The 25011-nt window shown below is 56.3% G+C and carries 23 protein-coding genes; 8 read left to right on the top strand and 15 right to left on the bottom strand.

The annotated features are described in order from the left end of the window. Positions 1 to 82: 82 nt before the first annotated feature. Both DWX63_RS09680 and DWX63_RS09685 read right to left on the bottom strand, forming a co-directional pair. Positions 83 to 2611, bottom strand: a complete 2529-nt coding sequence (locus DWX63_RS09680; RefSeq protein ID WP_117735687.1) for a phosphoketolase — start codon at positions 2609 to 2611, stop codon at positions 83 to 85. Between the two features lie 204 nt (positions 2612 to 2815). Continuing rightward, entirely contained in the window at positions 2816 to 3844 is a 1029-nt protein-coding gene (locus DWX63_RS09685; RefSeq protein ID WP_055252182.1) for a LacI family DNA-binding transcriptional regulator, read from the bottom strand. Positions 3845 to 4027: 183 nt separating this feature from the next. Here DWX63_RS09685 and murB point away from each other — a divergent pair, with 183 nt between their 5' ends. Then, positions 4028 to 4990, top strand: a complete 963-nt coding sequence (gene murB / locus DWX63_RS09690) for a UDP-N-acetylmuramate dehydrogenase (RefSeq protein WP_117843598.1) — start codon at positions 4028 to 4030, stop codon at positions 4988 to 4990. Between the two features lie 228 nt (positions 4991 to 5218). Here the strand turns inward: murB and DWX63_RS09695 are convergent, their stop codons facing one another. After that, positions 5219 to 6424 (bottom strand): hypothetical protein, encoded by a 1206-nt coding sequence (locus tag DWX63_RS09695; protein WP_055252180.1) that lies wholly within the window; start codon positions 6422 to 6424, stop codon positions 5219 to 5221. Positions 6425 to 6690: 266 nt separating this feature from the next. Between DWX63_RS09695 and galE the strand changes: the two genes are divergently transcribed. Next, positions 6691 to 7752, top strand: a complete 1062-nt coding sequence (galE, locus tag DWX63_RS09700) for a UDP-glucose 4-epimerase GalE (RefSeq protein WP_117843599.1) — start codon at positions 6691 to 6693, stop codon at positions 7750 to 7752. Between the two features lie 88 nt (positions 7753 to 7840). Here galE and DWX63_RS09705 read toward each other — a convergent pair whose 3' ends face one another. Beyond that, entirely contained in the window at positions 7841 to 8152 is a 312-nt protein-coding gene (locus DWX63_RS09705) for a hypothetical protein (protein ID WP_117564855.1), read from the bottom strand. A 294-nt stretch (positions 8153 to 8446) separates the two neighbouring features. Between DWX63_RS09705 and DWX63_RS09715 the strand changes: the two genes are divergently transcribed. Both DWX63_RS09715 and DWX63_RS09720 read left to right on the top strand, forming a co-directional pair. Next, the gene (locus tag DWX63_RS09715; protein ID WP_035137751.1) at positions 8447 to 9745 is read left to right on the top strand and encodes an ATP-binding protein; all 1299 of its coding nucleotides are present in this window, start codon (positions 8447 to 8449) and stop codon (positions 9743 to 9745) included. Positions 9746 to 9887: 142 nt separating this feature from the next. Beyond that, positions 9888 to 10406, top strand: coding sequence for a hypothetical protein (locus tag DWX63_RS09720; RefSeq protein ID WP_124786586.1), 519 nt, complete (start codon positions 9888 to 9890; stop codon positions 10404 to 10406). Between the two features lie 899 nt (positions 10407 to 11305). On the opposite strand, the gene DWX63_RS09730 is transcribed toward DWX63_RS09720, so the two are convergent. The 10 genes from DWX63_RS09730 to DWX63_RS11690 form a co-directional block, all read right to left on the bottom strand. Continuing rightward, on the bottom strand, positions 11306 to 12940 hold the full coding sequence (locus DWX63_RS09730; protein ID WP_084591801.1) for an ABC transporter ATP-binding protein: 1635 nt from the start codon (positions 12938 to 12940) through the stop codon (positions 11306 to 11308). Next, a complete protein-coding gene (locus DWX63_RS09735; RefSeq protein ID WP_117638255.1) occupies positions 12924 to 14222 on the bottom strand; it encodes a radical SAM/SPASM domain-containing protein in 1299 nt (432 codons plus the stop codon). Before DWX63_RS09735 ends, DWX63_RS09730 begins: the two co-directional genes overlap by 17 nt. A gap of 66 nt (positions 14223 to 14288) precedes the next feature. Continuing rightward, a complete protein-coding gene (locus DWX63_RS09740; RefSeq protein WP_035137757.1) occupies positions 14289 to 15077 on the bottom strand; it encodes a hypothetical protein in 789 nt (262 codons plus the stop codon). Beyond that, positions 15074 to 15892, bottom strand: a complete 819-nt coding sequence (locus DWX63_RS09745) for a hypothetical protein (protein ID WP_117564851.1) — start codon at positions 15890 to 15892, stop codon at positions 15074 to 15076. Before DWX63_RS09745 ends, DWX63_RS09740 begins: the two co-directional genes overlap by 4 nt. After that, entirely contained in the window at positions 15892 to 16812 is a 921-nt protein-coding gene (locus DWX63_RS09750; RefSeq protein WP_035137759.1) for an ABC transporter ATP-binding protein, read from the bottom strand. Before DWX63_RS09750 ends, DWX63_RS09745 begins: the two co-directional genes overlap by 1 nt. A 702-nt stretch (positions 16813 to 17514) precedes the next feature. Further along, complete coding sequence (locus DWX63_RS09755; protein ID WP_158548972.1) at positions 17515 to 17844, bottom strand: helix-turn-helix transcriptional regulator; 330 nt, start codon at positions 17842 to 17844, stop codon at positions 17515 to 17517. An 8-nt stretch (positions 17845 to 17852) separates the two neighbouring features. Further along, entirely contained in the window at positions 17853 to 18389 is a 537-nt protein-coding gene (locus DWX63_RS09760; protein WP_035137761.1) for a hypothetical protein, read from the bottom strand. Between the two features lie 120 nt (positions 18390 to 18509). Beyond that, positions 18510 to 19001, bottom strand: coding sequence for an ATP-binding cassette domain-containing protein (locus DWX63_RS11430; protein ID WP_233505134.1), 492 nt, complete (start codon positions 18999 to 19001; stop codon positions 18510 to 18512). Positions 19002 to 19003: 2 nt separating this feature from the next. Next, positions 19004 to 20113, bottom strand: coding sequence for an ABC transporter ATP-binding protein (locus DWX63_RS09770; protein WP_158559678.1), 1110 nt, complete (start codon positions 20111 to 20113; stop codon positions 19004 to 19006). A gap of 94 nt (positions 20114 to 20207) precedes the next feature. Continuing rightward, entirely contained in the window at positions 20208 to 20567 is a 360-nt protein-coding gene (locus tag DWX63_RS11690) for a DUF3784 domain-containing protein (protein ID WP_117843601.1), read from the bottom strand. Between the two features lie 83 nt (positions 20568 to 20650). On the opposite strand from DWX63_RS11690, the gene DWX63_RS11170 reads away from it, so the two are divergent. The 3 genes from DWX63_RS11170 to DWX63_RS09785 are packed head-to-tail and all read left to right on the top strand — an operon-like array spanning position 20651 to position 22101. After that, the gene (locus DWX63_RS11170; protein WP_147324162.1) at positions 20651 to 20860 is read left to right on the top strand and encodes a hypothetical protein; all 210 of its coding nucleotides are present in this window, start codon (positions 20651 to 20653) and stop codon (positions 20858 to 20860) included. Continuing rightward, positions 20860 to 21906 carry a radical SAM/SPASM domain-containing protein gene (locus DWX63_RS09780; protein ID WP_117743778.1) on the top strand — a complete coding sequence of 349 codons (1047 nt, stop codon included), beginning with the start codon at positions 20860 to 20862 and terminating at the stop codon, positions 21904 to 21906. Before DWX63_RS11170 ends, DWX63_RS09780 begins: the two co-directional genes overlap by 1 nt. A 12-nt stretch (positions 21907 to 21918) precedes the next feature. Further along, positions 21919 to 22101, top strand: coding sequence for a hypothetical protein (locus DWX63_RS09785; protein ID WP_117564844.1), 183 nt, complete (start codon positions 21919 to 21921; stop codon positions 22099 to 22101). A 319-nt stretch (positions 22102 to 22420) separates the two neighbouring features. Here the strand turns inward: DWX63_RS09785 and DWX63_RS11175 are convergent, their stop codons facing one another. Continuing rightward, complete coding sequence (locus tag DWX63_RS11175) at positions 22421 to 22801, bottom strand: hypothetical protein (RefSeq protein WP_147325427.1); 381 nt, start codon at positions 22799 to 22801, stop codon at positions 22421 to 22423. A 619-nt stretch (positions 22802 to 23420) separates the two neighbouring features. Here DWX63_RS11175 and malQ point away from each other — a divergent pair. Continuing rightward, positions 23421 to 24998: a 4-alpha-glucanotransferase gene (gene malQ / locus DWX63_RS09800; protein WP_255413248.1), complete on the top strand. Its 1578-nt coding sequence runs from the start codon at positions 23421 to 23423 to the stop codon at positions 24996 to 24998. The last annotated feature ends 13 nt before the right edge of the window (positions 24999 to 25011 follow it).

The following is a 25011-nucleotide window of genomic DNA, read 5'->3' on the forward strand; positions in this document are numbered from 1 at the left end:
TCCCCTGAGAAGTTCGCGAAGCCCACTTCTCAGGGGAAGGCGCCCGCCCGGAGGCGGCCCCAGCGCGAGACCGTCCCGGATGCTATTCGTTGTCGCCGGCAGTTAGCTGCGTTGCGGAGAGCACGCCGTCGGCTGCGGTTGCGGCAGCGGCGTCGGGCCAGACCCAGTCGGTAAAGGCCGGGTGATCGAAGCCCTCGTCGCACGCGAACTCAAAGGCCTCGGTGCGGAAGGCCTCCCACTCATCAATCTGCTCGGCAAACTTATCGGCGTCGACCATGCGCAGCACGTCGGCGGCCAGGGCCCAACGATCCATGTTGTTCAGGCGCAGCATGTCGAACGGCGTGGTCGTGGAGCCCTTCTCCTCGTAGCCGTGGACGCGGAACGCGTCGTGTCCGGGGCGGTTCCAGATCAGGCGGCGAATCGTGCCGGCATAGGCGTGGAACGCGAAGAGCACGGGCTTCTCGCCGCAGCCAAACAGCTCAGCCCAGCGCTCGTCGCTTATAGCCTGGTCGTTCTCGCAGACGTTCTGAATCTTGAGCAGATCGACCACGTTGACGAACCATACCTTAATGCCCAGCTCGCGCAGCATATCGGTTGCAGCCAGAGCCTCGAGCGTCGGCACGTCGCCACACGTGGCGACCACGACGTCGGCCTCGCCGAGCGAGTCGGCGGTCGATGCCCACTCCCAATTTGCGACGCCCTCGGCGAGCTCGGCCTTTGCCTCGTCGACCGTCTGGAAGGTCGGGGCGGGCTGCTTGCCGCAGAAGATGGCGTTGACGCAGTCGGTGGACTGGTAGACGCGCTCGGCCACGGCGAGAGCCATGTTAGCGTCGGCCGGATAGTAAGCGTTCACGATATGCGTGTCGTTGGCCTTGTTGAGCAGCAGGTCGATAAAGCCAGGATCCTGGTGCGAGAAGCCGTTGTGGTCCTGACGCCAAACATGGCTCGACAGCAAAATGTTGAGGCCGCTGATGGGGGCACGCCACGGAATCTCGCGCTTGGTAGCCTCGAGCCACTTGCAGTGCTGGTTGACCATGGAGTCGACCACATGGACAAAGCTCTCGTAGGAGCTCCACACGCCGGAGCGGCCGGTGAGCACATAGGCCTCGAGGAAGCCCTCGCACTGGTGCTCGGACAGCTGCTCGACAACCTTGCCGGAGCCAGCGAGCAGCTCGTCGTTGGCCTCGTCCTCGTAGAAGCCGGCATCCCACTGCTTCTTGGTCACCTTATAAGCGGCCTGCAGGCGGTTGGACGCGGTCTCGTCGGGACCGAAGATGCGGAAGTCGTCCATGTTCTTGGCCAGAACGTCGGCAGTGTACTCACCAAAGACGCGGGCAGCCTCGGTGGAGCCCCAACCATGGCCCTTCTCGGCGACGGGAATCTCGTGGGCGTGGATATCGGGCAGCTCGAGCTCGCGACGCACCTTGCCGCCGTTCGCGTTGGGGTTGGCGCCAATACGCAGCTCGCCGGTCGGCATAAAGGCCGTTACCTCGGGGCGCACCTGGCCCTCGGGCGTAAAGAGCTCCTCGGGCTTGTAGGAGCGCAGCCACTCGCGCAGCACGCGGAAGTGCTCGTGAGTGTCCTTGGCGCTTGCCAGCGGCACCTGATGGGCGCGCCAGGAGTCCTCGGTCTTCTTGCCGTCGATCTGCTTGGGGCAGGTCCAGCCCTTGGGCGTACGGAACACAATCATGGGATAGGCCGGGCGGACCACGGTCTCGCCCGCGGCAGCCTGGGCCTGCGCGGTGGCCTTGATGTCACAAATCTCGTCAAAGACCTGCTCAAACAGGGCGGCAAAGCGCTCATGGATGCTTGCGTGGCTCTCGTCGTCAAAGCCGGCGATAAAGAAGTGCGGCTTATAGCCCATACCCTCAAAGAACTTGGTGAGCTCTTCGTCGGACACGCGGGCGAGGATGGTGGGGTTGGCGATCTTGTAGCCGTTGAGGTGCAGGATCGGCAGGACGATACCGTCGGTTGCCGGGTTCACGAGCTTGTTGGACTGCCAAGAAGTCGCGAGCGGGCCGGTCTCGGACTCGCCGTCGCCCACCACGGCCACGGCCAGCAGGCTCGGGTTGTCCATGACGGCACCGTAAGCGTGGCTGAGCGTGTAGCCGAGCTCGCCGCCCTCGTGGATGGAGCCGGGCGTCTCGGGCGCAAAGTGGCTCGGGATGCCGCCGGGATAGGAGAACTGGCGGAAGAACTTCTGCAGGCCGGCCTCGTCATTGGTGATGTCGGGGCGGATCTCGCGGTAAGTACCGTCGAGCAGCGACTGGGCGGTGCCGGCGGGGCCACCGTGACCCGGGCCCATCAAGAAAATGGCGTTCTGGTTGTGATCGGCAATAAGGCGGTTGACGTGGCCGAACAGGAAGTTGATGCCGGGCGTAGTGCCCCAGTGACCAACCAGGCGATGCTTGACGTCCGGACGACCGAAGTCGCGCGCCTCGCCAGTCTTATCGTCGACAAAGTCAGCGCGCATCAGCGGGTTGGAGCGAAGGTAGATCTGACCGACGGACAGGTAGTTCGAAGCGCGCCAATACAGATCGACACCCTCGAGCTCGGAAGCCGGCACCTCGTGCCCCAGCTTTTGCCACGGCGTCCCCAGTGTTTTAGCCATTGTTTATGTCCCTTCGCTGCGCGGTCACCCTCCGATACGGCAACCATTCGTTGGGACTAGTATATTTGCTAAAACGTTTTATCATGGTGAAAAAACGTTTTACCATCTCTATCAAACACGCCAATTGGCAAAACGCAACATTCACCTGCGGCATTGCCTGTCACAGATGCTCCACATTCGATCTTCTCGAATTGATAAACATGTTTAGTTGTATTTAGTAAGTTCTAGAACGCTGCCCTTCACAATGAGAGCAGGCTCCAGAACCACTTCTTCGGCACGCCTGCCGCCCTTGCCGGCAAGACGTTTGGACATGCAACCAAAGGCATGCTCGGCAAGCACGCCCGGATCCTGCTCGATCGCGGTCAGCGCCGGCTCAAAGAGAACGTCGGCAGCCGAGTTGTCATAGCTCACCACCGAGATATCGCCCGGGATGCTCTTCCCCATCTCGTGCAAGCGCTTGAGCAAACCGAGGGCGATGTTGTCCGAACTTGCGAACACGGCGGTGGCATCGGTTGCGAGCACCGCCTCCGAGGCCTCGTAGGCACTCGGAATGTAGTACTCGCTCTCGAACTCCAAGCGCGCGTCGATGGGCAGGCCAACCTCGCGCAGCGCGCGTTCATAGCCGGCAAGTCGCTTGCGGCCCGTATTGGAGCGGCGCGCGTTAACCAGGCAGGCGATGCGACGGTGGCCCTGCTCAATCAGATATCGGGTAGCCATGTAGCCACCCATCTCGTGGTCAAACATCACCTTGTCGCACTCGAGCCCCTCAATGGCACGGTCGACCATTACAGCCGGGATGGGCAGGTGGCTGACTTCTTCGCGCAGGGCGCGGTCGTCGGAGAACTCGTCACCTACCACCAGGAAGACGCCATCAACGCCGCGCGTCACCAGCTGGCGCAGCAGCTCCAGATCGTCATCGGCGCTTCCGCCCGAGCTGGTAATAAAAAGCGCGTAGCCGTCCTCGCGGCAGCGCTTTTCCAAGCTGCCGGCGAGCGAGGCGAAAAAGCGGCTCTCGATGTTGGGGACGATAAGGCCCAGGGTGCGCGACTCGCGCATGACCAGGCTGCGCGCGATCTGGTTGGGAACATAGTGATTGCGCGCCGCAACCTCCTTGATGAGTTTGCGGTTTTCTTCCGAGATGCGACAGGGCCGATTATTGAGAACAAGCGAGACCGACGAAGGGGAAAGCCCCACCTCTTGGGCAATCTGCTTGAGGGTGACTTTGTTGGCCATCTCGCTCCTTCCGGGTTTACGCGCAATCTCTTGAAAGTATAGCGACTGCCCCTCTACCTCGATGATAAACACTTTATCAATCCGGTGGACGGCAGTTTTATCGCCGCCAGCGCACCAAATACATCCGGGTGGGGTATATTGCAATCGATTGATGAGAACGACCACCAAAAGGCGGATATTCGTATGCACGAGAACGACTTTTTTAACGAGGACCTGCTGTGCGCGCTCGCTGGCGTTGCCGGCGAGGACAACGTGTTGATGAGCGAGCCCATGCGCGAGCACACCACGTTTAAGATCGGTGGCCCGGCCGATGTCTTTGTCACGCCCGATACCGAGCAGGGCCTCGTCGCCACGCTTGACACCTGCTATCGCTGTGATCTGCCGCTCACCATCGTGGGCAACGGCTCGGACCTGCTCGTCGGAGACAAGGGCATCCGCGGCGTAGTCGTGGCGCTGGGCGAGGGCCTCTCCGACATTACGGTCGACGGCACGCACGTCACGGCGGCAGCCGGCGCCCTGCTTTCCGATGTCGCCGCGGCAGCAGCCGAGGCCGGCCTCACCGGCATGGAGCCCATCTCGGGCATCCCCGGATCGGTCGGCGGCGCCTGCTACATGAACGCCGGTGCCTATGGTGCCTGCATGGCCGATGTGCTGGAGTCTGTGCGTGTCTACAAGCCCGCCCGCATGTTCGACGACGGCACCCGCAGCAGCGGCAACATCATCGAGTTCGATGTCGATGAGCTCAACCTGGGCTATCGCAAGAGCCGCATTGCCGACGACGGCTTCATCGTTCTTTCGGCCACCTTCAATCTCGCCCCGGGCAACGCCGCGATGATCAAGGCCGACATGGACGACTACCGCCAGCGCCGCGAGGACAAGCAGCCGCTCGACATGCCGAGCGCCGGCTCCACCTTCAAGCGCCCCGAGGGCTACTTTGCCGGCAAGCTCATCATGGACGCCGGCCTGCGCGGCCATGCCGTCGGCGGTGCGCAGGTAAGCGAGAAGCACTGCGGTTTCATCGTCAACGCCGACCACGCCACCGCCGCCGATGTCGACGAACTCATCCGCCACATCCAAACAACCGTCAAAGACCAATTCGGAGTAGACCTAGAACCCGAAGTCCACCGAGTAGGCGAATTCCTCTAACAAAGAAGGCCCCGAAAGGGGCCTTCGCCATATTTATTCAGATAAACCAGTCCGGTATGTGACGTATTGGACCCGAGAGGTCCATAGCTGCCCGAAAGACATTAGGTTGATCGCAAGTTCCGCACGAGCCGGAGAGCACTTAATGTGCTCTCCGTGCGAGCAGGACTGTCCAAGCAGGCAACCTAATGCCTTTCGGGCAGCCACGGACCAACTTACTTCAAACCGCAGTTACGACAGCACCACGCCGCCAAGCCAGCCCCAACGCACGCCAGAGCCAGTGCCATAGAAGCTAATAAACGAGTCAAGCGACTTAGACGTAATGGCACCCTCGTTGCTCATAACGATGCCGCCGCCAACGTAGATACCCACATGACCGTAGATAAGACCCGGAGCACCCGTGCCGCTGTGCGAGGAGTCGGCCACGATCATGCCCACCTGCAGCGCCGAGCGGTCGGAGCTATAGCACCAGGCGTTAAACATATCGCACGCGTTACCGCCAAAGTAGCCAACGCCGGCGTTGCGGAAGACGTTGGTAACCCACGCTGCGCACCAGTTCTGACCCGGGGAAGGCGTGGAGTAGCACGCGTTGACGACGGCCTGCTGCTTGCCCGATCCGGCATTCTGCTGCGGAGTTCCGGGAGCATACGATCCGCCACCCGAGCTCGAACCGCCCGAGTAGGAATTGTTCTTGTTCGCGGCGGCGGCAGCGGCGGCGGCCTTCCTGGCAGCCTCCTCGGCCTGGGCGGCAGCGAGGATCTCGGAATCGCGCTGAGCCATGAGCTCCTTGACGTCGTCGGAAAGACCGTTCAGCACGGTCTGGACTTCTTGCTGCTTGGCCTGCATATCCTGCATCTGAGCCGTCTGCTGGTCCTTGAGCTTCTCCAAGTCGGCCTTTTGTGCTTCGAGCTCGGTCTTCTGTGCGTCGAGCTCAGCCTGAATCGTCTGGATATCCTCGATGGCATCGCGGTCGCTCTTGTTAATCTTCTCAACGTAATGCGCGTTGGCGACGAGTTCCTCAAACGAGCCTGAGGCCAGCAGCAGCGACAGGATGTTCGTGCCGCCGGACTTGTAGCTGGCGGCAACGCGATCGGAAAGATCGCCGCGTTTCTTTTTGAGCTCGGCCTTCTTCTCGTCAATCTGCGCCTGCGTGTCGTCGATCTGGCCCTGTACGCCCTCGATATCGTTGAGGGTCTGGGCATTCTTGCTGGCCAGCGCCGCGTATTCATTTGCGATGCTGTCGAGCTGGGCCTGAACCTCGTCGAGCTGGGCCTGGGCGGCATTCAGTTTATCGGTGGTTTCTTTGGAAGCCTCCGCCGCATGGGCGCGAGTGGGCAAGCCAAAAAGAACTGCCGCAGAAGCGGCGCCGAACAGGGCCTTGAGGACAGTGCGGCGCGAGAGCTCCTGGGAAAGGATGGGATCGCTGTTTGGTGACATATGTACTCCGTTACATGCTTATTTATATGTCGCTCAACTCATACATATTAGCGTACATATGGCGCGTCCCAACGATTTCCACGAACGGCAGGAAACTGCAAGGTCGACGGCTCGTAAGCAAATGCCAAAGATCAGGTTATGCGTACGCAAGCTCTTGTATGAGTACGTTAACATAATCCTCTGCTTTTCCTGCCGCGTACGTTTTTGGAACAACTGTCTGCGCTATACTCCCCTGAAGAAGTGTTCCTGATTCGATAGGAGACTACATGTCCAAAGCACTCGACCCCAAAGACACCTGCGTCCTCGTTACCGGTGGCGCCGGCTTTATCGGCTCGCACACCGTCGTTCAGCTGCTCGAGGGTGGCTACCAGGTCGTCATCGTCGATGATCTCTCCAACTCCAGCGCCGTCGCCGTCGACCGCGTCAAGACCATCGTGGGCGACGAGGCCGCCAAGAACCTCACCTTCTACGAGGCCAACGTGCTCGACCGCGATGCGATGAACAAGATCTTCGATACCCATCAGATTGACCGCGTCATCCACTTTGCCGGCTTTAAGGCCGTCGGCGAGTCGGTGAGCAAGCCCGTTGAGTACTACCACAACAACATCGAGAACACCCTGGTGCTCATCGACGTCATGCGCAACCATGGCTGCAAGTCCATCATCTTCTCGAGCTCCTCGACCGTCTACGGCGACCCGGACAACCCGCCCGTCACCGAGGAGGATCCTAAGAAGTCCGCGACCAACCCCTATGGTTGGACTAAGTGGATGATCGAGCAGATCCTTATGGACGTCCACACCGCCGACCCCGAGTGGGACGTCGTGCTGCTCCGCTACTTCAACCCCATCGGCGCCCATCCGTCGGGCCTGATCGGCGAGGACCCCAAGGGTATCCCCAACAACCTGGTGCCCTATGTCGCGCAGGTTGCCGTGGGCAAGCTCGAGGCCGTTCAGGTCTTTGGCAATGACTACCCCACTCCCGACGGCACGGGCGTGCGCGACTATATCCACGTTTGCGACCTGGCCTCGGGCCACGTTGCCGCCCTCAACTGGATGAACGGCAAGACCGGCGTCGAGATCTTTAACCTGGGCACCGGCACCGGCACCTCGGTGCTCGAGGTCGTTGCTGCCTTCTCCAAGGCGTGCGGCAAGGAGCTGCCCTACGTGATTCGCGAGCGCCGCGCCGGCGACATCGCCGCCAACTGGTGCGATGCCTCCAAGGCCGAGCGCATGATGGGTTGGAAGGCCCAGTACGATATCGCGGACATGTGCCGCGATAGCTGGAACTGGCAGAGCCACAACCCCAACGGCTTCGCCGACGCCGAGTAGCCACTCCCCCGTGCTAGGTTTTGTGGCATGCCTCAAAACCTAGCACGCGACATGCTCGGCACATGCCGCTTCCCGCATGGGTAGATTTCTAGACATGTCCCAAAAATCTACTGGCCCCGGCCTCCAATGTGAGGTCGGGGCTTTTTAGGAACTCGTTCTCGAGCTCGAGCTCGCGCATGCACTTGCGGGCGGCCCTCATCTCGGCGGTCTCGGTCTTGGCCGCGGCCGCCGCGACCGGGTGGTTGGCCAGTTCCTTCTTTCTGACCGTCACCCATCTTCCCAGGATCTTCTCATTGATGCCGAGGTCGGCGGCCACTTGGGCGATGGGCTTCCCCGACGCGACGGCGAAGTCTGCGGCCTCGGTGCGGTGCCCCGCTGTGCAGGAGAGCCTATCTGCCATGACTGAACACTCCTTTCTTTTTGGCGCTGAAACGATTATCGCCGCTCAACGCCATTCCTCTAAGTCAAGTGTCCTGGGATACAATACAGTTCAAATGGACGAGGAGGATCCGGCGCTCCTCTTGATGAGCCCGGAGAGGCCCCTGGTCGTCACCCTTCCCCGCGCGAACGCAAAGCGGACGGCGGCGAGCCATGTCCTCCCCGCGCGTTCCATTTAGGGAGTCCTCGAGAAGTCGATCTCCCTGTGCGATAATCGAGCTATTGAGTCTCGCGAGTTTAGAGCTGGTGATATGCATTGAAAATCAAGGTGAAAAACATCGGCAGGGTCGCTGAGGCCGATATCGAGATTAATGGCATTGCCGTGATCGCCGGGGAGAACGGGACGGGGAAAAGCACGGTTGGAAAAGCGCTTTATGCGGCCTTCAACAGCATGTCCGATTCGGAGAACAAAATCGACCGCATGAGGCGCAATAGTGTTGAACGCGCCATCAGGAAGGCATATGTGGGAGGCCCTCTCGACTCCACGTCTCGCCACAGGCGAACTGCTGGAAGAATGAATGGTTTCATCGACAGGGTTTTTTCGGGCGAGTGCACGAGGGACGAGCTTATTGATGAGATAAAGGAGTATTACGGGGAGGAGATCTCCCGTGAGATCGAATCCGATTTCACGAATGGCGTAGCAGGAGTTGCCGATCAGATTATCGAGATCATGGATATCTCCGATGATGAGGTATTTCGTGCGATTGCGACAAACAGGTTCCAAAGCGAGTTCAACGGCCAGATCAATTCGGTTTTCGGCGAAGAGCCCGGGAAGGTCGAACTCCAGATAAAGGACGCATCTACGGTTTTCTCGGTTGCAGGTGACGAGGTGGCGGAGGTGCACGATAGGAGGGTTTTGCGATTCAGGGCGCATTATCTGGACGACCCGTTCCTGATCGATTCTCTCGGAGGGCCCTACGGCCCCGCTTTTCGGTTCAGGCCCCTCCTTGGACACCAGGAGGAGCTGCGGCAAGATTTGATTCAGGCGACCATCCGTAACGATGACAGCGAGTCCTCGCTGTTCGACGAGATCGCGAAGGAGCGGCACCTGAAGGTTCTCATGGACAAGGTCTCCTCCTTATGTCCGGGGTATTTCGAGAGGAGCGAAAGTCGCGGTCACCTTACGTATCTCGAAGAGGGCTTCGCTCGGGGGTTGGAGCCTGGGAACCTTTCTGCTGGCTTGAAGACGTTCGCCATCATGAAGGTGCTCTTGAAGTCCGGCGCGCTAGATGCCGGAGGGACTATTATCCTCGATGAACCCGAGATTCATCTTCATCCTGCATGGCAGCTGGCCTTCGCCGAGATAATCGTGCTGCTCCAGAAAGAGCTCGGGATGCACGTCTTAATGAGCACCCATAGTCCATATTTCTTGAATGCGATCGAAGTGTATTCTAAGAAGCACGCTGTTGATGGATTGTGCTCATATTATCTTGCGGAGACCTGCGCTGATGGACGCTCTCGCTTTGCCGAAATAACCGGCTCGACTGAGGTCGCCTACGAGAAGCTGGCGGCTCCTTTTGATACGCTTGAGAGGGAGGAGTACGGCCTTGAGTAGCGACCTGTGCGCCTCCTGCCCTCATCCGAACTCTCCCGTGGTGCCAGATGGCAGCGATGGTTGCTCCCGTTGCAGGACCTGTATCCTAAGGGACTGCACGTCGACCATCTCCAAAACATCCAGAGACGGGAGCGTCTCTCTTGTGGATGACGATTTGCCTGTTGTCAATTTTGACTCTGTTAAAGAATGCTACTGCAAGAAGGTCAATAGGTGGATGCAACTCCCGCGCTCCGCCGATGCGCTGTATTGCGATCGGGAAACGTTATATCTAGTCGAATTTAAAAACGGCAGTCTGAAGGAGACGCTGGGGAAGAGGCTCAATCCCAAGGATGACGAAGAGCTTGGTATCAATCTTGGCCAAAGGGACGCCCTCATCGAGAAGTGCAAGGACAGCGTTTTGATCTGCTCGGACCTGTGGGGAAAGAGGACGAGATGGTTTCGCGAGCACTGCGTCTTTGTTTTGGTATACAACGAGGACAAGAACAAGACCGCGTTGAAGCGGGTTGCCAGCTCGATTAGGAAAAAAGCGCGTTTTGGGCTTCCTGACAAATTGAAAGGTTTTTGCGTGAAGGATGTCTTGACGCTAACCGAAAAGGAGTTTTCGACATCGCTCCTTTCAACTTGGCGAGACGCAGAAGAAATCGCGGAGGTCGACGCGTAGGAGACCGAAAAGCATCCGGTGGCTATTTGCTCCCGATATCGATCGTTCGTCTGCAGTCGGTTTTCTTTCCGCTGCGCCCACCAGTTTGCGATGAGTCGCGCACCGTGTGAAGCTCAACACGGATGAAATACAAATATAATCCCCCCCCTTGCACTGTGTTGATAAATATTGCTCGTCGAACTCATCTGAACTGGGCTTTCTTGCATAGAACTGCCTGAACCTGAGCGTTTTCGGGTATCGCATTGCCCGATCGAGCACCATCGCGACCTTCTCAAGCTTGTCCTCGGGCGGACTCATAGCCACAGCCCCGCATGTCGTCCCGGTTGGAGCCGGGATGAGCCCTCAGGAAGCACTGCATGAAGTAGCGCATCCGGTTCACGGGCCCCAGCGGGTTCTGGCCGTCGGGAACGCCCTTGAGCAGCTTCGCGTTGTAGTGCTGGCTCTTCAGTGACAGATTGTTGACGGGAGCCGTGTGGCGCCCGGCTCCATGTCGTGGATGAGCGTGGAGCCGGGCGCCACACGGCTCCCGAACGTCGCCAAGGTCTTCGCCCTGCTTGTCTTGCCAAGGCCCTCCCGGATGAAGATTGAATTGCCTGGCTCATCGCAGCCGAGCGCGACACGGCCTCTACCCGAGACCATCATCTCTACACATAGCCCATCATTCGACAAGAACGCGCAGTTTGTCCTGCATAGGCGCATGGTGTCCCCCTCCGCCGCAAGAGGTGAGCAAAAGAGAGGCTCCCCTCGCCACTACCGGACAAAGGGACCTCTCTGGGGAAACACGCTATAAAACCTTCTTGCCGGGCGGTCGAGTACAGCACCGACGGCGTACCCGTGGAGACCTACCCAGAGCCCACGCCATTTCAAGTTTCTTGGTCTTCAACGCCACAATCCGATAATCATCCAGCCGTCGAAATGACCTCGTCACAGGCGGCAAGCATCTCCTCGTCATGAGTGACAACGATTACAATATGGTCTCTCTTAATTTCATGAAGCAATTTGATCAGCGCGCCTCGACTCTTCGCATCAAGTGCTGAGGTCGGTTCATCAAAAAGCATAACGTCCGGCGATTTCAACAGCTGTCTCACAATTGCAATCTTTTGCTTCTCGCCGCCGGACACCCCTCCTTTCCCGCCGTCAAGCATCGCCGTTGCCCCGTTCTCCACAGAAGCAACCATTTCGTCTAGCCCCAATATGACAAGCATCCGGTTCAGCTTATCCATCTCGTAATCATCAGAAAGCAGCGTAAGATTATCGAGAATCGTCCCCTCAACGATAGGGGGTTCTTGCTCCGTAATGCTGACTCGACACCGCCGCAATGCATATCGATCGATGCAACGCTGTGACACCCCGTTGTAGCGAACGGCCCCTTCTGTGTCATCTGGATATAGCCCCAATATCACTGACAGCAGCGAGCTCTTCCCCGAACCATTCGGCCCCGAGATTCCATATAGCCGACCCCTGGAAAACGCGAGCCCCTCAATGCTTAACGCGACCCTTTCCGCCCCTGGATAACGTAGCTTGATGTTCTCTAGACGGATTTCCTCAATCGGACCAAGCGCCAATTTGCCATTCGCTTCCACCGGGACATCCCAAATTCTTTTCAGCCGCTCATAGCATACGCGATTAGTCTGGTAATCCCTTCCCCAGCCCAACAAATACTGTACCGCTGAGCTTAAGTTCGAATAATATCCAACAGCAGTCACGAGAAAACCAGGCAACAGTCTCCCGCCCATCACTTCAACCGCGCCCACAGCAAGAAGACATCCTTGAGCGGCGGAAGCGACCAACGCGTTGCCAAAGGTAAATCTAGACCCTACTTCCTGATTTGCTCTCATCGTTGGATAGAGCCCATTAAAAGCTTCGACCAGTACAGCGCGGGACCTATCGAACAAAGCATGTTTGCGGATGAAATCAACTTTCTCCAACTGATCTTGTAGACAGGAAAAAAACCTCGCGCTCTGCTCTTGTACGTCAAAACTTCTCTCAAACAGCCTTGCGCGTGAAACCGCATAAAAAGCGGCACTCGCTGCCGCAAGAACAAGGCAGACCACACTCAACTTGATATTCAGGCTACCGAGAACAAACAGGGCGGACAAAAGGGTGATAACGTTGCTTGAAACCCCCACAACCGAGTTGATTACGAAGATGACAAGGTCATTAGCGTCGTGATTGATTTGCTGGTTATAATACGACGCGTTGAAGCCCTCGAAGAATGCCTGGGGAAGGTGCTTCACGTGCTCAAGCGTATCCGCATTTAAGCCGAACCCCGCATGCGACTGAAGGTTGATGTACAGCATCTCTGAGCAATACACTAGTCCCGCTCGAACCGCTTGGACCGCAACCAAAATAAGGCAACAAACGAGAACGGCGGCAAGATCGGCGCTGGCCGGCATCGCCAATCGGTTTACCACTATGCCGGTAAGAAAGGGACCCGCAAGCGCAAGCAGCCCGACCAAAACTGTTACGACAAGATAGGCGTAGAATCGACCGCCCAGTATATATTTTCTACAGAGATTAAGCATCAGCCTCATTTTGCCCCGCACCCCGTTTTGCCGTATTCATCATCTGGGAGAGCAGCATTTTTTGCTCGGCATCATACCGGAAGGAAACGCAACGTTTCCCCTCACCGTTTAAGGCGTGGTTGGGGCACCCTCCCATGCACATGGGAAAAGCAAAGCACTCTTGGCATTCCGGGTCATCCGGCTCATATGCCATCCAGTTAATCATGTTCTTGCTCAACATTGGCGGCTCGAAAATAGTTCCGACCCTCCGCTCCTTCATTCCAATGTCATCCCAGCACTTATACAAATCTCCGACGGGATCAACCACGTACGAGTTGATTCCAACGGCGCAACATATCCCGAAATTCGTCCCACCAAAAGGTTGAACTTTGAAGCCCCGCGCAATTGCCCTTTTATAAAACTCAGTCTCCTCATACGAGAACTCTTTTACAGTAAAGCAGTGGCTGTCGTTCGCACATACCTGATTGATATCGTCAACAGGGGCTAAATAGAAGTGAACCTTATTCATCAGGCCATTTAGCTCGAGATAATCCAATAGCTCTTGAGCGGCCTCGATGTTGGTCTTGTCGACGTTGCTCCTTATCGAAATATCGATGATGTCGGCACACTCTTTGACGTTCTTGAGAATACGTTCGTATGTAGGGCTTCCGTCGTGAAGAATCCTTCTCGAATCGTGATCCGACTTCGATCCATCTATAGTCACTTGCGCGCTCGTCACACCACATGCCGCGAGCCTCCTTGCAACATCAGGCGTCAGCAGATAGCCATTTGTCACTATCGATGCGGAATATTCACACGTTGGCCCCACGACATCTTTCAGATCCGACGTAATCCGTTCGATCATCTTCATTCCGAGCAGAGGCTCGCCGCCGTACCATCCAACTGAGAGACTTGCGATACCAGGATAGTAATCTTTCACGAACTTGGAGAGCTGTGTCAAAACCTCCTCGCCCATCGTCGTGTACGCCTGTCCCTTTTCATAGCAGTAGGGACAGCAAAAGTTGCAAGCCATCGTTGGCGCAATGGTAAGGGACAGAGCAGTATTCGCAAAGCGCGCGGCGCGACTTTGCAACCTGATCTCCCCAAGCTCGTCCCTCTCCTCATTGACTAGGATGCCTCCCCTTATCAGCTCCGCGACAAGATCATCGGCATCTCGAACGTCCCCTTCTTGAATCCTTTTGAATTTCTGCGCGTATTCCGGATTTAACGACAGGATGCCGCCGGTTCGCGCATTCATGATAAGAAGACTTCCGTTATGTTCATGCACCACATTAAATTGCGACAGTTTCACTTCGCACCATCTCCATTTCCAATCAAATCCATATCGACCCTCAGACGCTGCGCATACGCCAGCGCACTACCTTCTTCGATAAAAACTGCACGAAAGCAGCAATAGACATGCGAGCGACACGATGACCGCATGGCCGCATGCAGCCATCAGGACCGTCCCGCCGGCAGCCCCGCACGCCCTCATCCAATAAGCCATGTGAACCGGGGGTAAAACGGTTGGGAAACTCATCGCGATAACAAGGCCCGCGAACGTTGCGACCAGCAAGGCTCCCGACACAAGAGATCTGATCCTGAACACCTCATATGCAACCGCAACCATCAGCGTATAAGCGGCGTCTATAACGATATTCGACAGGAGTGCCGAGGTCACATTACCAACCGTAAGGCTGTCTAGACCGCTTCCGGAGCACACGGCAAAGACCGCAGCGACACCGAGAGTAAACACGATGTAGGGGCACAGCGTATACACTTCGCAAGCCAATGTCTTTGCCGCAAACAGCTGCCAGCTGCGGAAGCCCCGAGCAATCGAAACTCCCCTTGCCGACACGCTCGTCGCATCACCGAATAGCGTCCCCGCCACAACAACAGAGACGATTGGGAAGAACACCGTATGCGCCATGGAGACGACACTTAGCCAGGAAGAGATACCCGTTGGCCCAACCCCTATCGAGAAAAGATAGCCCGGATCGGCGGAAAAGCCAAAGAACTGGCCCTCTCCCCCTGCGGAGACCCATGCGCCGGACCCGGCAAACACATAAATCCCCGCGATGCCCAAATACATCAGCGCTATTATCACGGCGAGTTTCATTCTCCTTGCGCGGAACAGTTCCGCCCTGACCGACATCCCAAGATTCATCGAACCGCCGTCCTTACAAATAGCGAGACGAGCGCAACTCCAACCGACACAAGCACAGTGCCGCCCGCATACAGCAAAACCTGAATTACCCCAACATTCTGCATACTCAGGGAACACAGGTTCATCAGGTAATACACGGGCGAGAGCATGAGCAGCAAGCTGGGCTGACCGCTTCCGTATGTACTTGGGAACCACACCATCACAAATGTCGAAACCGCTATTGCAACGACGCTGCTCGCCACCACACTCCTCGTGAGCAAATACAGGGCGAAGGTAGCGGCGTACATCGAAATGAGCAGCAGCGCGATCATCAGCGCAATCGATACAAATTGGGCAAACCCTGAGCACGAGGCCCCAACGTCCCATTGGGCCATCTTGGTTAAATACAGCGCAGTCGTAGAAAGAAGATACACGGCACCGACCAGAGTGCAGTTCACCAACAGCTTCGTGATCACAATCGCCGCCTGCGACACCCCTCGCGATCTCGATACGGCGTAAGCCACGGATTCAAAGTCTCTCGACGTAGCGTAAACCGCGTAGAGAATCGTCACCGGAATCCAGACCACTGTAGACGCAAAAGACGTCCGGGCAACAGAGCCCAAAACGTCCCCTGCATCCACTAGGTTTCCAATAAAACCTATAGCCCCTCCAAGCGTATACGGGTCATCACCGGCGACCATGATCAGCACCTCAGACGAAGTCGCAGCCGCAACCACATACAGCACAGCCGCAAGCGCAATCATCAGAGCGGTCGCCGGGTGCCTGGCGAGCAACCATACCTCGCTCCGAAAAGCTGAGATGAACTCGCGTTTCATCACAGCTCGCTCTCTCGACCGATGAGCTCCGAATAAAACTCCTCAAGGCTCTTCCTATGAGAATACGCCTCCGCAACCCTCACACCTGCGGTCGAGAGCGCTTCGATTGCAATGCCCCGCCCTTCCTTTTTCTCCTCATAGCGCATAAGGACGCTGCCGTCCGGCAGAAAAGAATGTGAGGTCTCATCTCCGAGAACCGATCTCGTTCGCTCCAGATCGTCCACATGCAACACGAAACCACCGCGGCATGACTTTTCCAGCTGAGGTGCGGTCATCCTTCGAATGAGGCGACCATGACTTATGAAGAGGTAATCAGTTGCCAGCTTGTGCATCTCCTCAAGATTGTGGCTGGATACGAGAATCGTTTTACCTTGATCTTTGTTAAGATGCGTAAGGATTTTTCTTACTTCGACTATCCCCATCGGATCCAGGCCGTTTGTCGGCTCGTCCAGGATCAACAGCTCCGGATCGCCCAGCAACGCTATGGCCAGATCGAGACGCCTCCTCATTCCCATTGAGAAGTTCTTCACTTTCTTCCCGCCGGCCTCCCCCAAACCGACGGTTGATAACACACCGTCGATGGAACGATCGGTGGGAAGCCCCCACTCAATACAGCGAACGACCAAGTTGTCTCGCGCGGTCAGATTAGGATACGAAGCATTGAGGTCGGGCATATAACCCAGCCTTTCCCTGCAGCTCCGTATTTCACGTCTCCCGGTTTGCCCAAACATCGAGATCGTTCCTGACGATGGCTCCGAAAGCCCCGTGATCAATCGAATTAACGTGCTCTTGCCGGCACCATTCTCCCCAATGAGTGCACACAGCTCGCCTTCCATTAAAGAGAACGAGACTGATTTAACCGCTTCAAACCCGCCATATCTCTTGGATATGGCACGCAATTCAACTGGGACTTCCCGCATGGACGACATCCTCCCCGTCAATAAAAAGGGACGACATGGCAATTGTGCGGGGTTATAGGTAACGTCGGTTCGCCCCCCCATATTGCAATGCCACATCGCCCCTCAGGCGCTGCTGGCCAAAATATCTTTGAACAGTCTGTGCACGCCGTACGGCGTGCACTATCCGCTTTTAGCGGATAGTGCACTCCTGTGAAGAACACTTGGTGCTGCAGCTGCCGTGCGCGTAAAAGAAGCAATTGTTGCACATGGGCTCAGCCCCGGCTGACGGCTCGGTAATCCATTCCATTTCATTCCCCTCCTTTCGCGGTAGAAAGCCAGTTCATCTCTGCCCCCTAGAAACGGAACGTGCAGGACTGATTGGGGCACCTCTTCGTGCATCCCCCGTGCGCGTAGAAGAAGCAGTTGCCGCACGCGGGTGCAACGCCTTCCTCCGGCTCGTTAATCCAATCCATCTCTCCCTCCTTTCCTTGCATACCGAATTGATAATGTTATTCTAATTCAATATGTATCATATTTCAATATAAGCTTATTTATATATTACACAAGGTAAGCACACCCCTGCATCCAGCACAGGAAATGACTCTCTCGTTCCCCAGTGACGCGGCGAGAAATACAGGCCACTGCAGGACGTTGAATGAACAGCCCGTGAAAACCGTTGTTTTCACGGGCTGCACCTGCTCAATACTTTTTTATTCTCCAGCCTCAGTCGTCTCTAAGATCGACCACGTAAACATGATCTGACTCCAGGACCGGGTCATCATCCGTCGCGGTCGCCCTGCTCAGCGCGTTGCGGGCGCGCCGCGTCGCCAGTTCCTCAAGTTCTCTTTCGTTGACGCGCTTAATAAGATCGCCAGGCTGGCAATCAAGCTCTACGCAAATATCCAGCAATGTCTTTAACCTAATTGCCTTCACCTTGCCATTTCGTATTTTTGAGATACTTGCCGGTGTGTGCCCGGTCGCCCGAATGATATCCGTACTCGTCTTTCCGCGTCGAAGCAATAAGCTTTCAAGCTCAATAATCAGATAGTCCATGCCGCCCCTCACACCAAATCCTCGGTCTGGTCTTGAAGCAGAGCTCCGTAGCGCCATATCGCAGAAATCGAGAAGCAGCAAACGGCCCCCAGCACAGCACCAATATCTATGGGCAGGGCCAGGTTTTCAAACATCGAATAGGCGTTCCCCAGCAAGTCGAAGGGGCCAATCACTATCGAAAGAAACCCCGGAGAAAACAAGAGGTCACCTATTGCTGCTGCAACAAACAGCCACCCGATAATCGAGATTCTTCGAGCATGCGAAAGGGTAAAGGGCGATTCGCCATGAGCCATGTCCATGCTGATTCCCCGCAGGGTCCATGTGGCCCCTCCGGAAATCAGAAGATACATCAAAGGAACCACTACGGAAACCGTCTTTGATGGATCATATAGGTTTCCTTGAGCAGCCATAAGCCCAATGGAAATAACCACCACCACCGAACAGCAACACACCGCTATAAACAGCGCCGTAAACAGAATCCCAAGCCTTCTTCCGAGAGTCATCATCTTCTGGATGGACTTATCGATCTTCTGGGCGCTATTCACCACAGCTCCTCCTAAAGCAATCAGAGGTCTTCTTACTTACTGTTTTTCCTACATTGTAACGAACTCGATAAGAAGAGGGTCGCTTCACGCCGCGCAATCCCGAACTCCAAGCGTTTCTCATCAGCATTGCCCATCTTTCGAGTCGAAATTTAAATCCAGTTTCTTATCGCATGCCAAAATCAAATCCTGATCGTGGCTTACAACAAGAATTAGCTGATTAAAGGGGTTTCGAGAGACATACTCCGTGAACTCCCGACGGCTTTCTTCGTCTAAATCATTCGTCGGCTCGTCAAACACAAGCACTTCCGGTTGCCTGCAAAGTGCTGAGATTATCCTTAGCTTCCGATACTCTCCACCAGAAAGGTCCCTACAATTCTTACCTTTTAACGATTCGACGGTTCGGCAGAAACTCGGCACAAGCTCGCAGAGATGCTCGCCCGTTCCCCGAATCGATGCCCTCTCAAGATAGTGTTCCACCGTTTCATTCGGAATAAAGAGCTTTTGCGGGCACACCGCAAACAGGTCATGTCGGATCGTCTCCATATCGAGCTCTTCATATGGCACCGACCCCAAAGTCCGATGTCCCCCAGCAGAATATAGTCCAAGAAGCACCTTCAGAAACGTGCTTTTGCCGCATCTGTTCGGCCCGGTAATGGTATAGGTTTCCCCCTCTCGACCTCCACGGAGAGATCGCGGTACAAGTAGGGCTTTCCCGCATATCGGTACGCGATGTTGGACAACGATATGCTCTCCACGTGCCCAACCGAGATGGTGCCGCGGTCCTCGGCGCCTTCCGACAGAGCCTCCAATCGGTCGAACGAGGCCCTCGCGTCCTGATATGATTTGAAATAATTCAAATAATATTTGAAGCATCCGAACGCCATCGAGTAATACGAGTTCACCATTGTGAACTCGCCAATGCTCATTCTTCCGCTTAATATTTCCATTCCGGAGATCACAAGCAACGCTCCCCGGAACACAGATGAGATCAGGCCGTCGCTCGAGGTGGCCAGATTCGAGACCCTACTTGCTTTCATGTAAATCGGGTAGTACCCCTCGAATACCCCCTTGAGCGTACGGGCACTCTGGTCATATGCCCCATCGCACTTAATGTCAAACAACTGCGACAGCTCGCCGCTCACGGATGCGAACAGCTTGCTCAACCCCTCTTTGTTCGCAAGCGAACTGTTGTACAGCGGCTTTTTCAACACCCTAAATAAAATGAAGTATGCCCCAAGCGAACATGTACTTAACGCCAGAAACACCGGGTTAATTGAAAACAGAATGATGAAAATAAACACAATCAGAATGATGTTAAGCCCGATTGTCAGGAAGTTGTTCACGACAAACGATGACACCGCATTCGAATCCGCATACACCCTCTGCGTTGTATAGGATGAATCCGCCTGCTCCCCCTTTTCCAAGGGCCCTCGTTCAAACGACTCACACGTGGCCCCCATCAGTCTCGTAGTCATCTCCAAAATGACGCGCGATACGTTCACGCCCATCGCATACGACATGAAGGAAGCAGATATCCCTATGCCCGCAACAAAAGCCGCAAACCATACGACGCGAGATGGATCCCTATTCGTCACGAGAAAATCTACAAACCCACCGTTTAAGGCGGGCATGACGCACGAGAGAGCATAATTCACCGACATGAGAATCACGAAAAGCCGCGACCCTTTACAGCGAAATAACTCGTTAACCGTCTTCTTAAACATGCCAGCCCCCATCAAGCGACCTTTTATCCAAAACTGAATTAGTTCGCCGCTTAATCGCTCCCATACACTCCTTATTGTTAATCCTCGCAAAACACTATCGCGGGTTGCGATGCCCAGGATTCCGTTTCGCCTTGATATACATACGAATAGACTCCCTATTTACATAGGCAAGTGCGGCGATTATTACGGCAGCCACCATCAGACCGAAAATCGCCCTTTTGTCCGGAAAAAGGGACGAGAGAAAAAGGCATATTGCGGAGAAAACTATAGCCACCCCCATCATTCGGTTTACACCTAGAGTCTCGGCCGTCCGCTTTGCCTCCTCTAAACGCCCTCCCGATAGCGATGACATTCCAGCAAGCAATCCCGTGAGCTTGCCTCGATACATCATTATTCCGAACACCAGCAGCAGGCATGACCCCACCATTGGAACTATAACGTCCGACATCGCCATCACTCAAGTCCACTCCTTCAATAACAGCCTAATCGTCAAACAACAAAACGTCTTACAATTGCAGCCCTACGCTGCTTGCCAGCGTGCTCGACCGTCTTGCAGAATACTACGAATCTTCCGCTCCCAAAGCCTACCGCACGCTCAGAATAGATGCGCCTAATTCCACCCCAATTGCCGAGCAACTTGACCGTTCCAGCCAGCACCTTGGCTTCTTCTTAGTCGGCACCCTGCCCGACGAACTCGACTCGGGCGACGTCAAGCTATTTGTTCGTCCGCTCGATAAGGAGCAATAATGAGCATGACAGCAATAATCGGAGCGCCTCACAGCGTTGCGCTCGACATTACAAACAAATGCAACCTTCGTTGTCTACACTGCTTCAACAACAGTGGAGAAAACGACGTCCTCGCAAACGAATTATCCGATAGCGAAGTCCTCGAACTCGTCGACTCGATTTGTCAAATGCACCCCTTTAGCTTCTGCTTCTGCGGAGGCGAGACCCTTCTGCGCAAGAATCTTGTCGTCGAATCTTTGCGGCGGCTCAGCACATCTGGCGTCAAATGCAACCTCGTGTCAAACGGACTGCTCGCAAGCTCAATTACTTGGCATGAGCTCGAACATACCGGTTTAAACGGCATACAGTTTAGCCTCGATGGCCTACGTGATTCTCATGAACATATGCGGGGGTTCCCGGGGCTATACGACCGGGTACTAGACGCCATCGATATCACGCTGAACGAAACTTCGCTGCACCTTTCGATTGCCTTTTGTCCAACATCATTTAATGTCGACGATTTCAAACCAGTTTGCACGATGCTCCGGGACAAGCTGAAATCGTCGAGCAGGACCGACCGAATTGACCTTCGAGTTCAGCCACTTATGCTCCTCGGCAGAGCCCGAAAAAACCGCACAATTCGCCCTTCAAATAATCAATACCGTCGGTTGGTCAACACGATCAACGACCTTCGATACGATCCAGGCTATCGAGGCTACTTCATGTTTGAGTGGGGCGACCCCATCGACCACTTGGTCAGATTCCCCCAGCTGCAGATGCAATTTGACCAAGTGGCCATCCACGCCAATGGCGATATCGTCGTATCCCCCTATATACCTCTCATCATTGGAAACGTTCGCAAACACAGTCTTCAGGAATACTACGATGCCGGAATGGCAACCGTTTGGGATAAACCCGTTATTACCGCGTTGGCCAATCGCATGCACTCGATTGACGAGATGGAAGAGATCTCATCGTTGATTGCAGACATCAATATGGACGGCGACCTCTATATCGACCTAATCGATGACGATCTAGGCGACCTGAGCGTCCTGTCCCAACTCTAAGGAGATGTTCCCATGTACGAGACCCCAGAAGTAGAGAAGATGGATTCCAAAACCGGCCCCATTCCCGTTGTAGTCAACTTCGCAGCCGTCGTGGATAACGTAGTTGCAGCCGTCTACGATGCCGTCGTTGCGGCCTACGCATTCTGGTACTCGGCAGATAACGACGGCACCGGGGCAAGTACGGCACAAAACTAGTCGCCAACCCATCGAGCAATCACCTCGCCTATCGCTGCATGCGATTGACTGCGCAGCCCTAGCCAACGCCCAGAGCGCCTTGAAGAGCTGCTTGTAAAATTCGCTCATTCAACAACGCGATCTCTTCACCAATCTCGGCCGGCCCGACAGAACTGCACACCAGTCGGACCGGCCAGACCCATAAAACGCTGCGTCCCGTCCACACCACACCTCACGAAACTCGCACTGCCACCACATGGGCGATTCGCGCCTCGATGTTGCGGCGCGATACTATCACGAATAGTCCCCGTCCAACAAGGCTATCCCTTCCACAGGCGTTTCAACTGTCAGTGGTAGCATTAAACTGAACGGTGAAAAATACACTAACACTAACAGCGGAGATGACGACGTCGATGCCCTTCATGCAGCTGAGCACGTCCATCGTCGGCTTCCATCGGGGCTGTTCCGACTGGGACTCCACCTTGGATTCCAGGTCCTTCTTCTCGTCTACCGCCCGCTTGACGCGCTCCTTATAGCAGTCGAGGGTCTGCTGGGCCGTGGGGTCGGCCATCTCCGCGGCTTCGATCCAGGCCCAGTGCGCCCTGGTCCACGTCCCGAGCCTCCTTCTCTGGTCGTCTCCGCCGGGGTGGCACTGCCCATTCCTGGGCAGGTACTTGGAGAGGCGCTGCTTGACGGTAACACGGTAACCTCTCCCGGGCATCGGCGGGGGCCTGGGAGAGGTCCCTGGCGCCCTCGCACTCGCAGTCGGGGACGTGGACCTCGACGATTTCGTGCAGTGCGAGCTGCTTGGCCGAAAACTCGGCGTCGCGCTTGTCGGTCTTGCGTCGCTTGTCGGCCGCGGGCCTCTGCATCTTGGAGACCGCGCCGATGACGCAGTCCACGCCGAGGCAGCGCGGCTCCCTGCAGAAGGGAAAGCCGGTGACGCCGGACTCGTAGACTGCCCCGGGCGACTCGATAGAAAGGATCGAGTCGGCGACGGAGGCGGGGTCGTAGGAGAAAGGGCTTCCCGCCGATCTCGCCCGTGAACGGATTGAAGGCGCATCCTTTGATGCTGCGGGCGTGCACCTCAAGGCCAATAGAGGCAACATGTGGCATTGTGAGCCAGTCTCGCATTGTGGCAACCTGGCTGGCTGCCGGATTTTAATGACGACGACCATTGTCAGCCTTGGCCCACGAATCAAAAGACGATACGAAGCAGGGGCTCACATTGTTCTGCTCATATCGTCTTTATGGCGCACTACCATTCACCGAAATTCGGCAACTTTTTCATTCTCTATATACATGTTTAAACAACATGTTCTACAATAGGGACAATAGAAATGGAAACTCGGGACGAGCCGTCTATCCATCTACGGCGCAGCCCCTTATTCAAAAGGACGGTGAGTGCATCCATGGAGCGTGCAAGCGGTGTTCTGATGCCCGTTTCGTCATTGCCCGGGCCTTACGGCATCGGCGGCTTTGGCTGGAATGCCTACGACTTCGTCGATTTTCTTGCCTCGTGCAAACAACATTACTGGCAGATTCTGCCCCTTACGACGACGAGCTATGGCGACTCGCCCTATCAGTCGTTCTCGGCCCGTGCGGGCAACCCCAACTTTATCGACTTTGCCGAGCTTATCGAGGCCGGCTATCTGGAGCAGCACGATATCGACGGCGTGTACCTGGGCTCCGATCCCAGCAATGTCGACTACGGTGCTATCTTTGGCGGCCGCCGTCAGATTCTCGACCGAGCCGCTGAGCGCTTTGCTGCCGACAAGCCGGCCGATTTTGATGACTTTATCCAGGCCAACGAGGACTGGCTCATCCCCTACTGTGAGTTCATGACCGTCAAAGAGGAGTGCGGTCTCAAGGCGTTTTGGGAGTGGCCCGCGGAGCTCCGTACCCGCGGCGAGTCTTCCGCCAAGGTCTGCGCCGACCATCCGGCGCGCATGCTCTACCACCAGATGACGCAGTACTTCTTCGATCGCCAGTGGAGCCGCCTCAAGGCCTATGCCAACGAGCGCGACATTCTCATCATCGGCGACCTGCCCATTTATGTCTCGCGCGACTCCGTCGAGATGTGGGCGACACCTGAGCTCTTTAAGATCGACGCCGCCGGCAATCCCGTGAGCGTCGCCGGCACGCCGCCCGACCAGTTCTCGGCCACCGGCCAGTACTGGGGCAACCCCATCTACGACTGGGACGCCATGGAGGCCGACGGCTTCTCCTGGTGGGAGGGCCGCATTCGCGCCGCCCTCGACATGTACGACGTCATCCGCCTGGATCACTTCCGCGGCTTCGAGGCCTATTGGGAGGTGCCGTTCTCCTCGCCTGATTCGTCCTACGGTTCGTGGACGCAGGGTCCCGGCCTCAAGCTCTTCAAGACACTCGAGGAAAAGCTCGGCACGCTGCCCATCATCGCCGAGGACCTGGGCTTCCTCACCCCCGGCGTCATCGATATGCGCGACAACTCGGGCTTCCCCGGCATGAAGATCCTGCAGTTTGCCTTTGAGGGCACCAACTCGTACTACCTGCCGCACAACTACATTGCCAACACCGTCGCCTACGTGGGCACTCACGACAACGAGACGGCACGCGGCTGGTTTGAAGGAACGGCTACCCCGCGTCAGCGCGAGCAGACAGCCCTGTACACCCATCAGCAGGCCGGCGAACCCATCTCCGACGCGCTCAACCGAACCATCGCAGCCAGCGTGAGCGACACGTGCATCTACACCATGCAGGACCTGCTCAACTTGAGCAACGAGGCGCGCATCAACACCCCTGCCACGCTGGGCGGCAACTGGACCTGGCGCATGCTCGACGGCGCCATCACCCGCGAGCTCGAGCACAAACTCACCGACTGGACCGAGACCTACTTCCGCATCCCGTCGGAAGCCGAAATCGAGCTTCCTCAATAGGAGCTACCGCGCC

The organism is Collinsella sp. AF20-14LB, assembly GCF_003459505.1.
Taxonomy (GTDB): domain Bacteria; phylum Actinomycetota; class Coriobacteriia; order Coriobacteriales; family Coriobacteriaceae; genus Collinsella.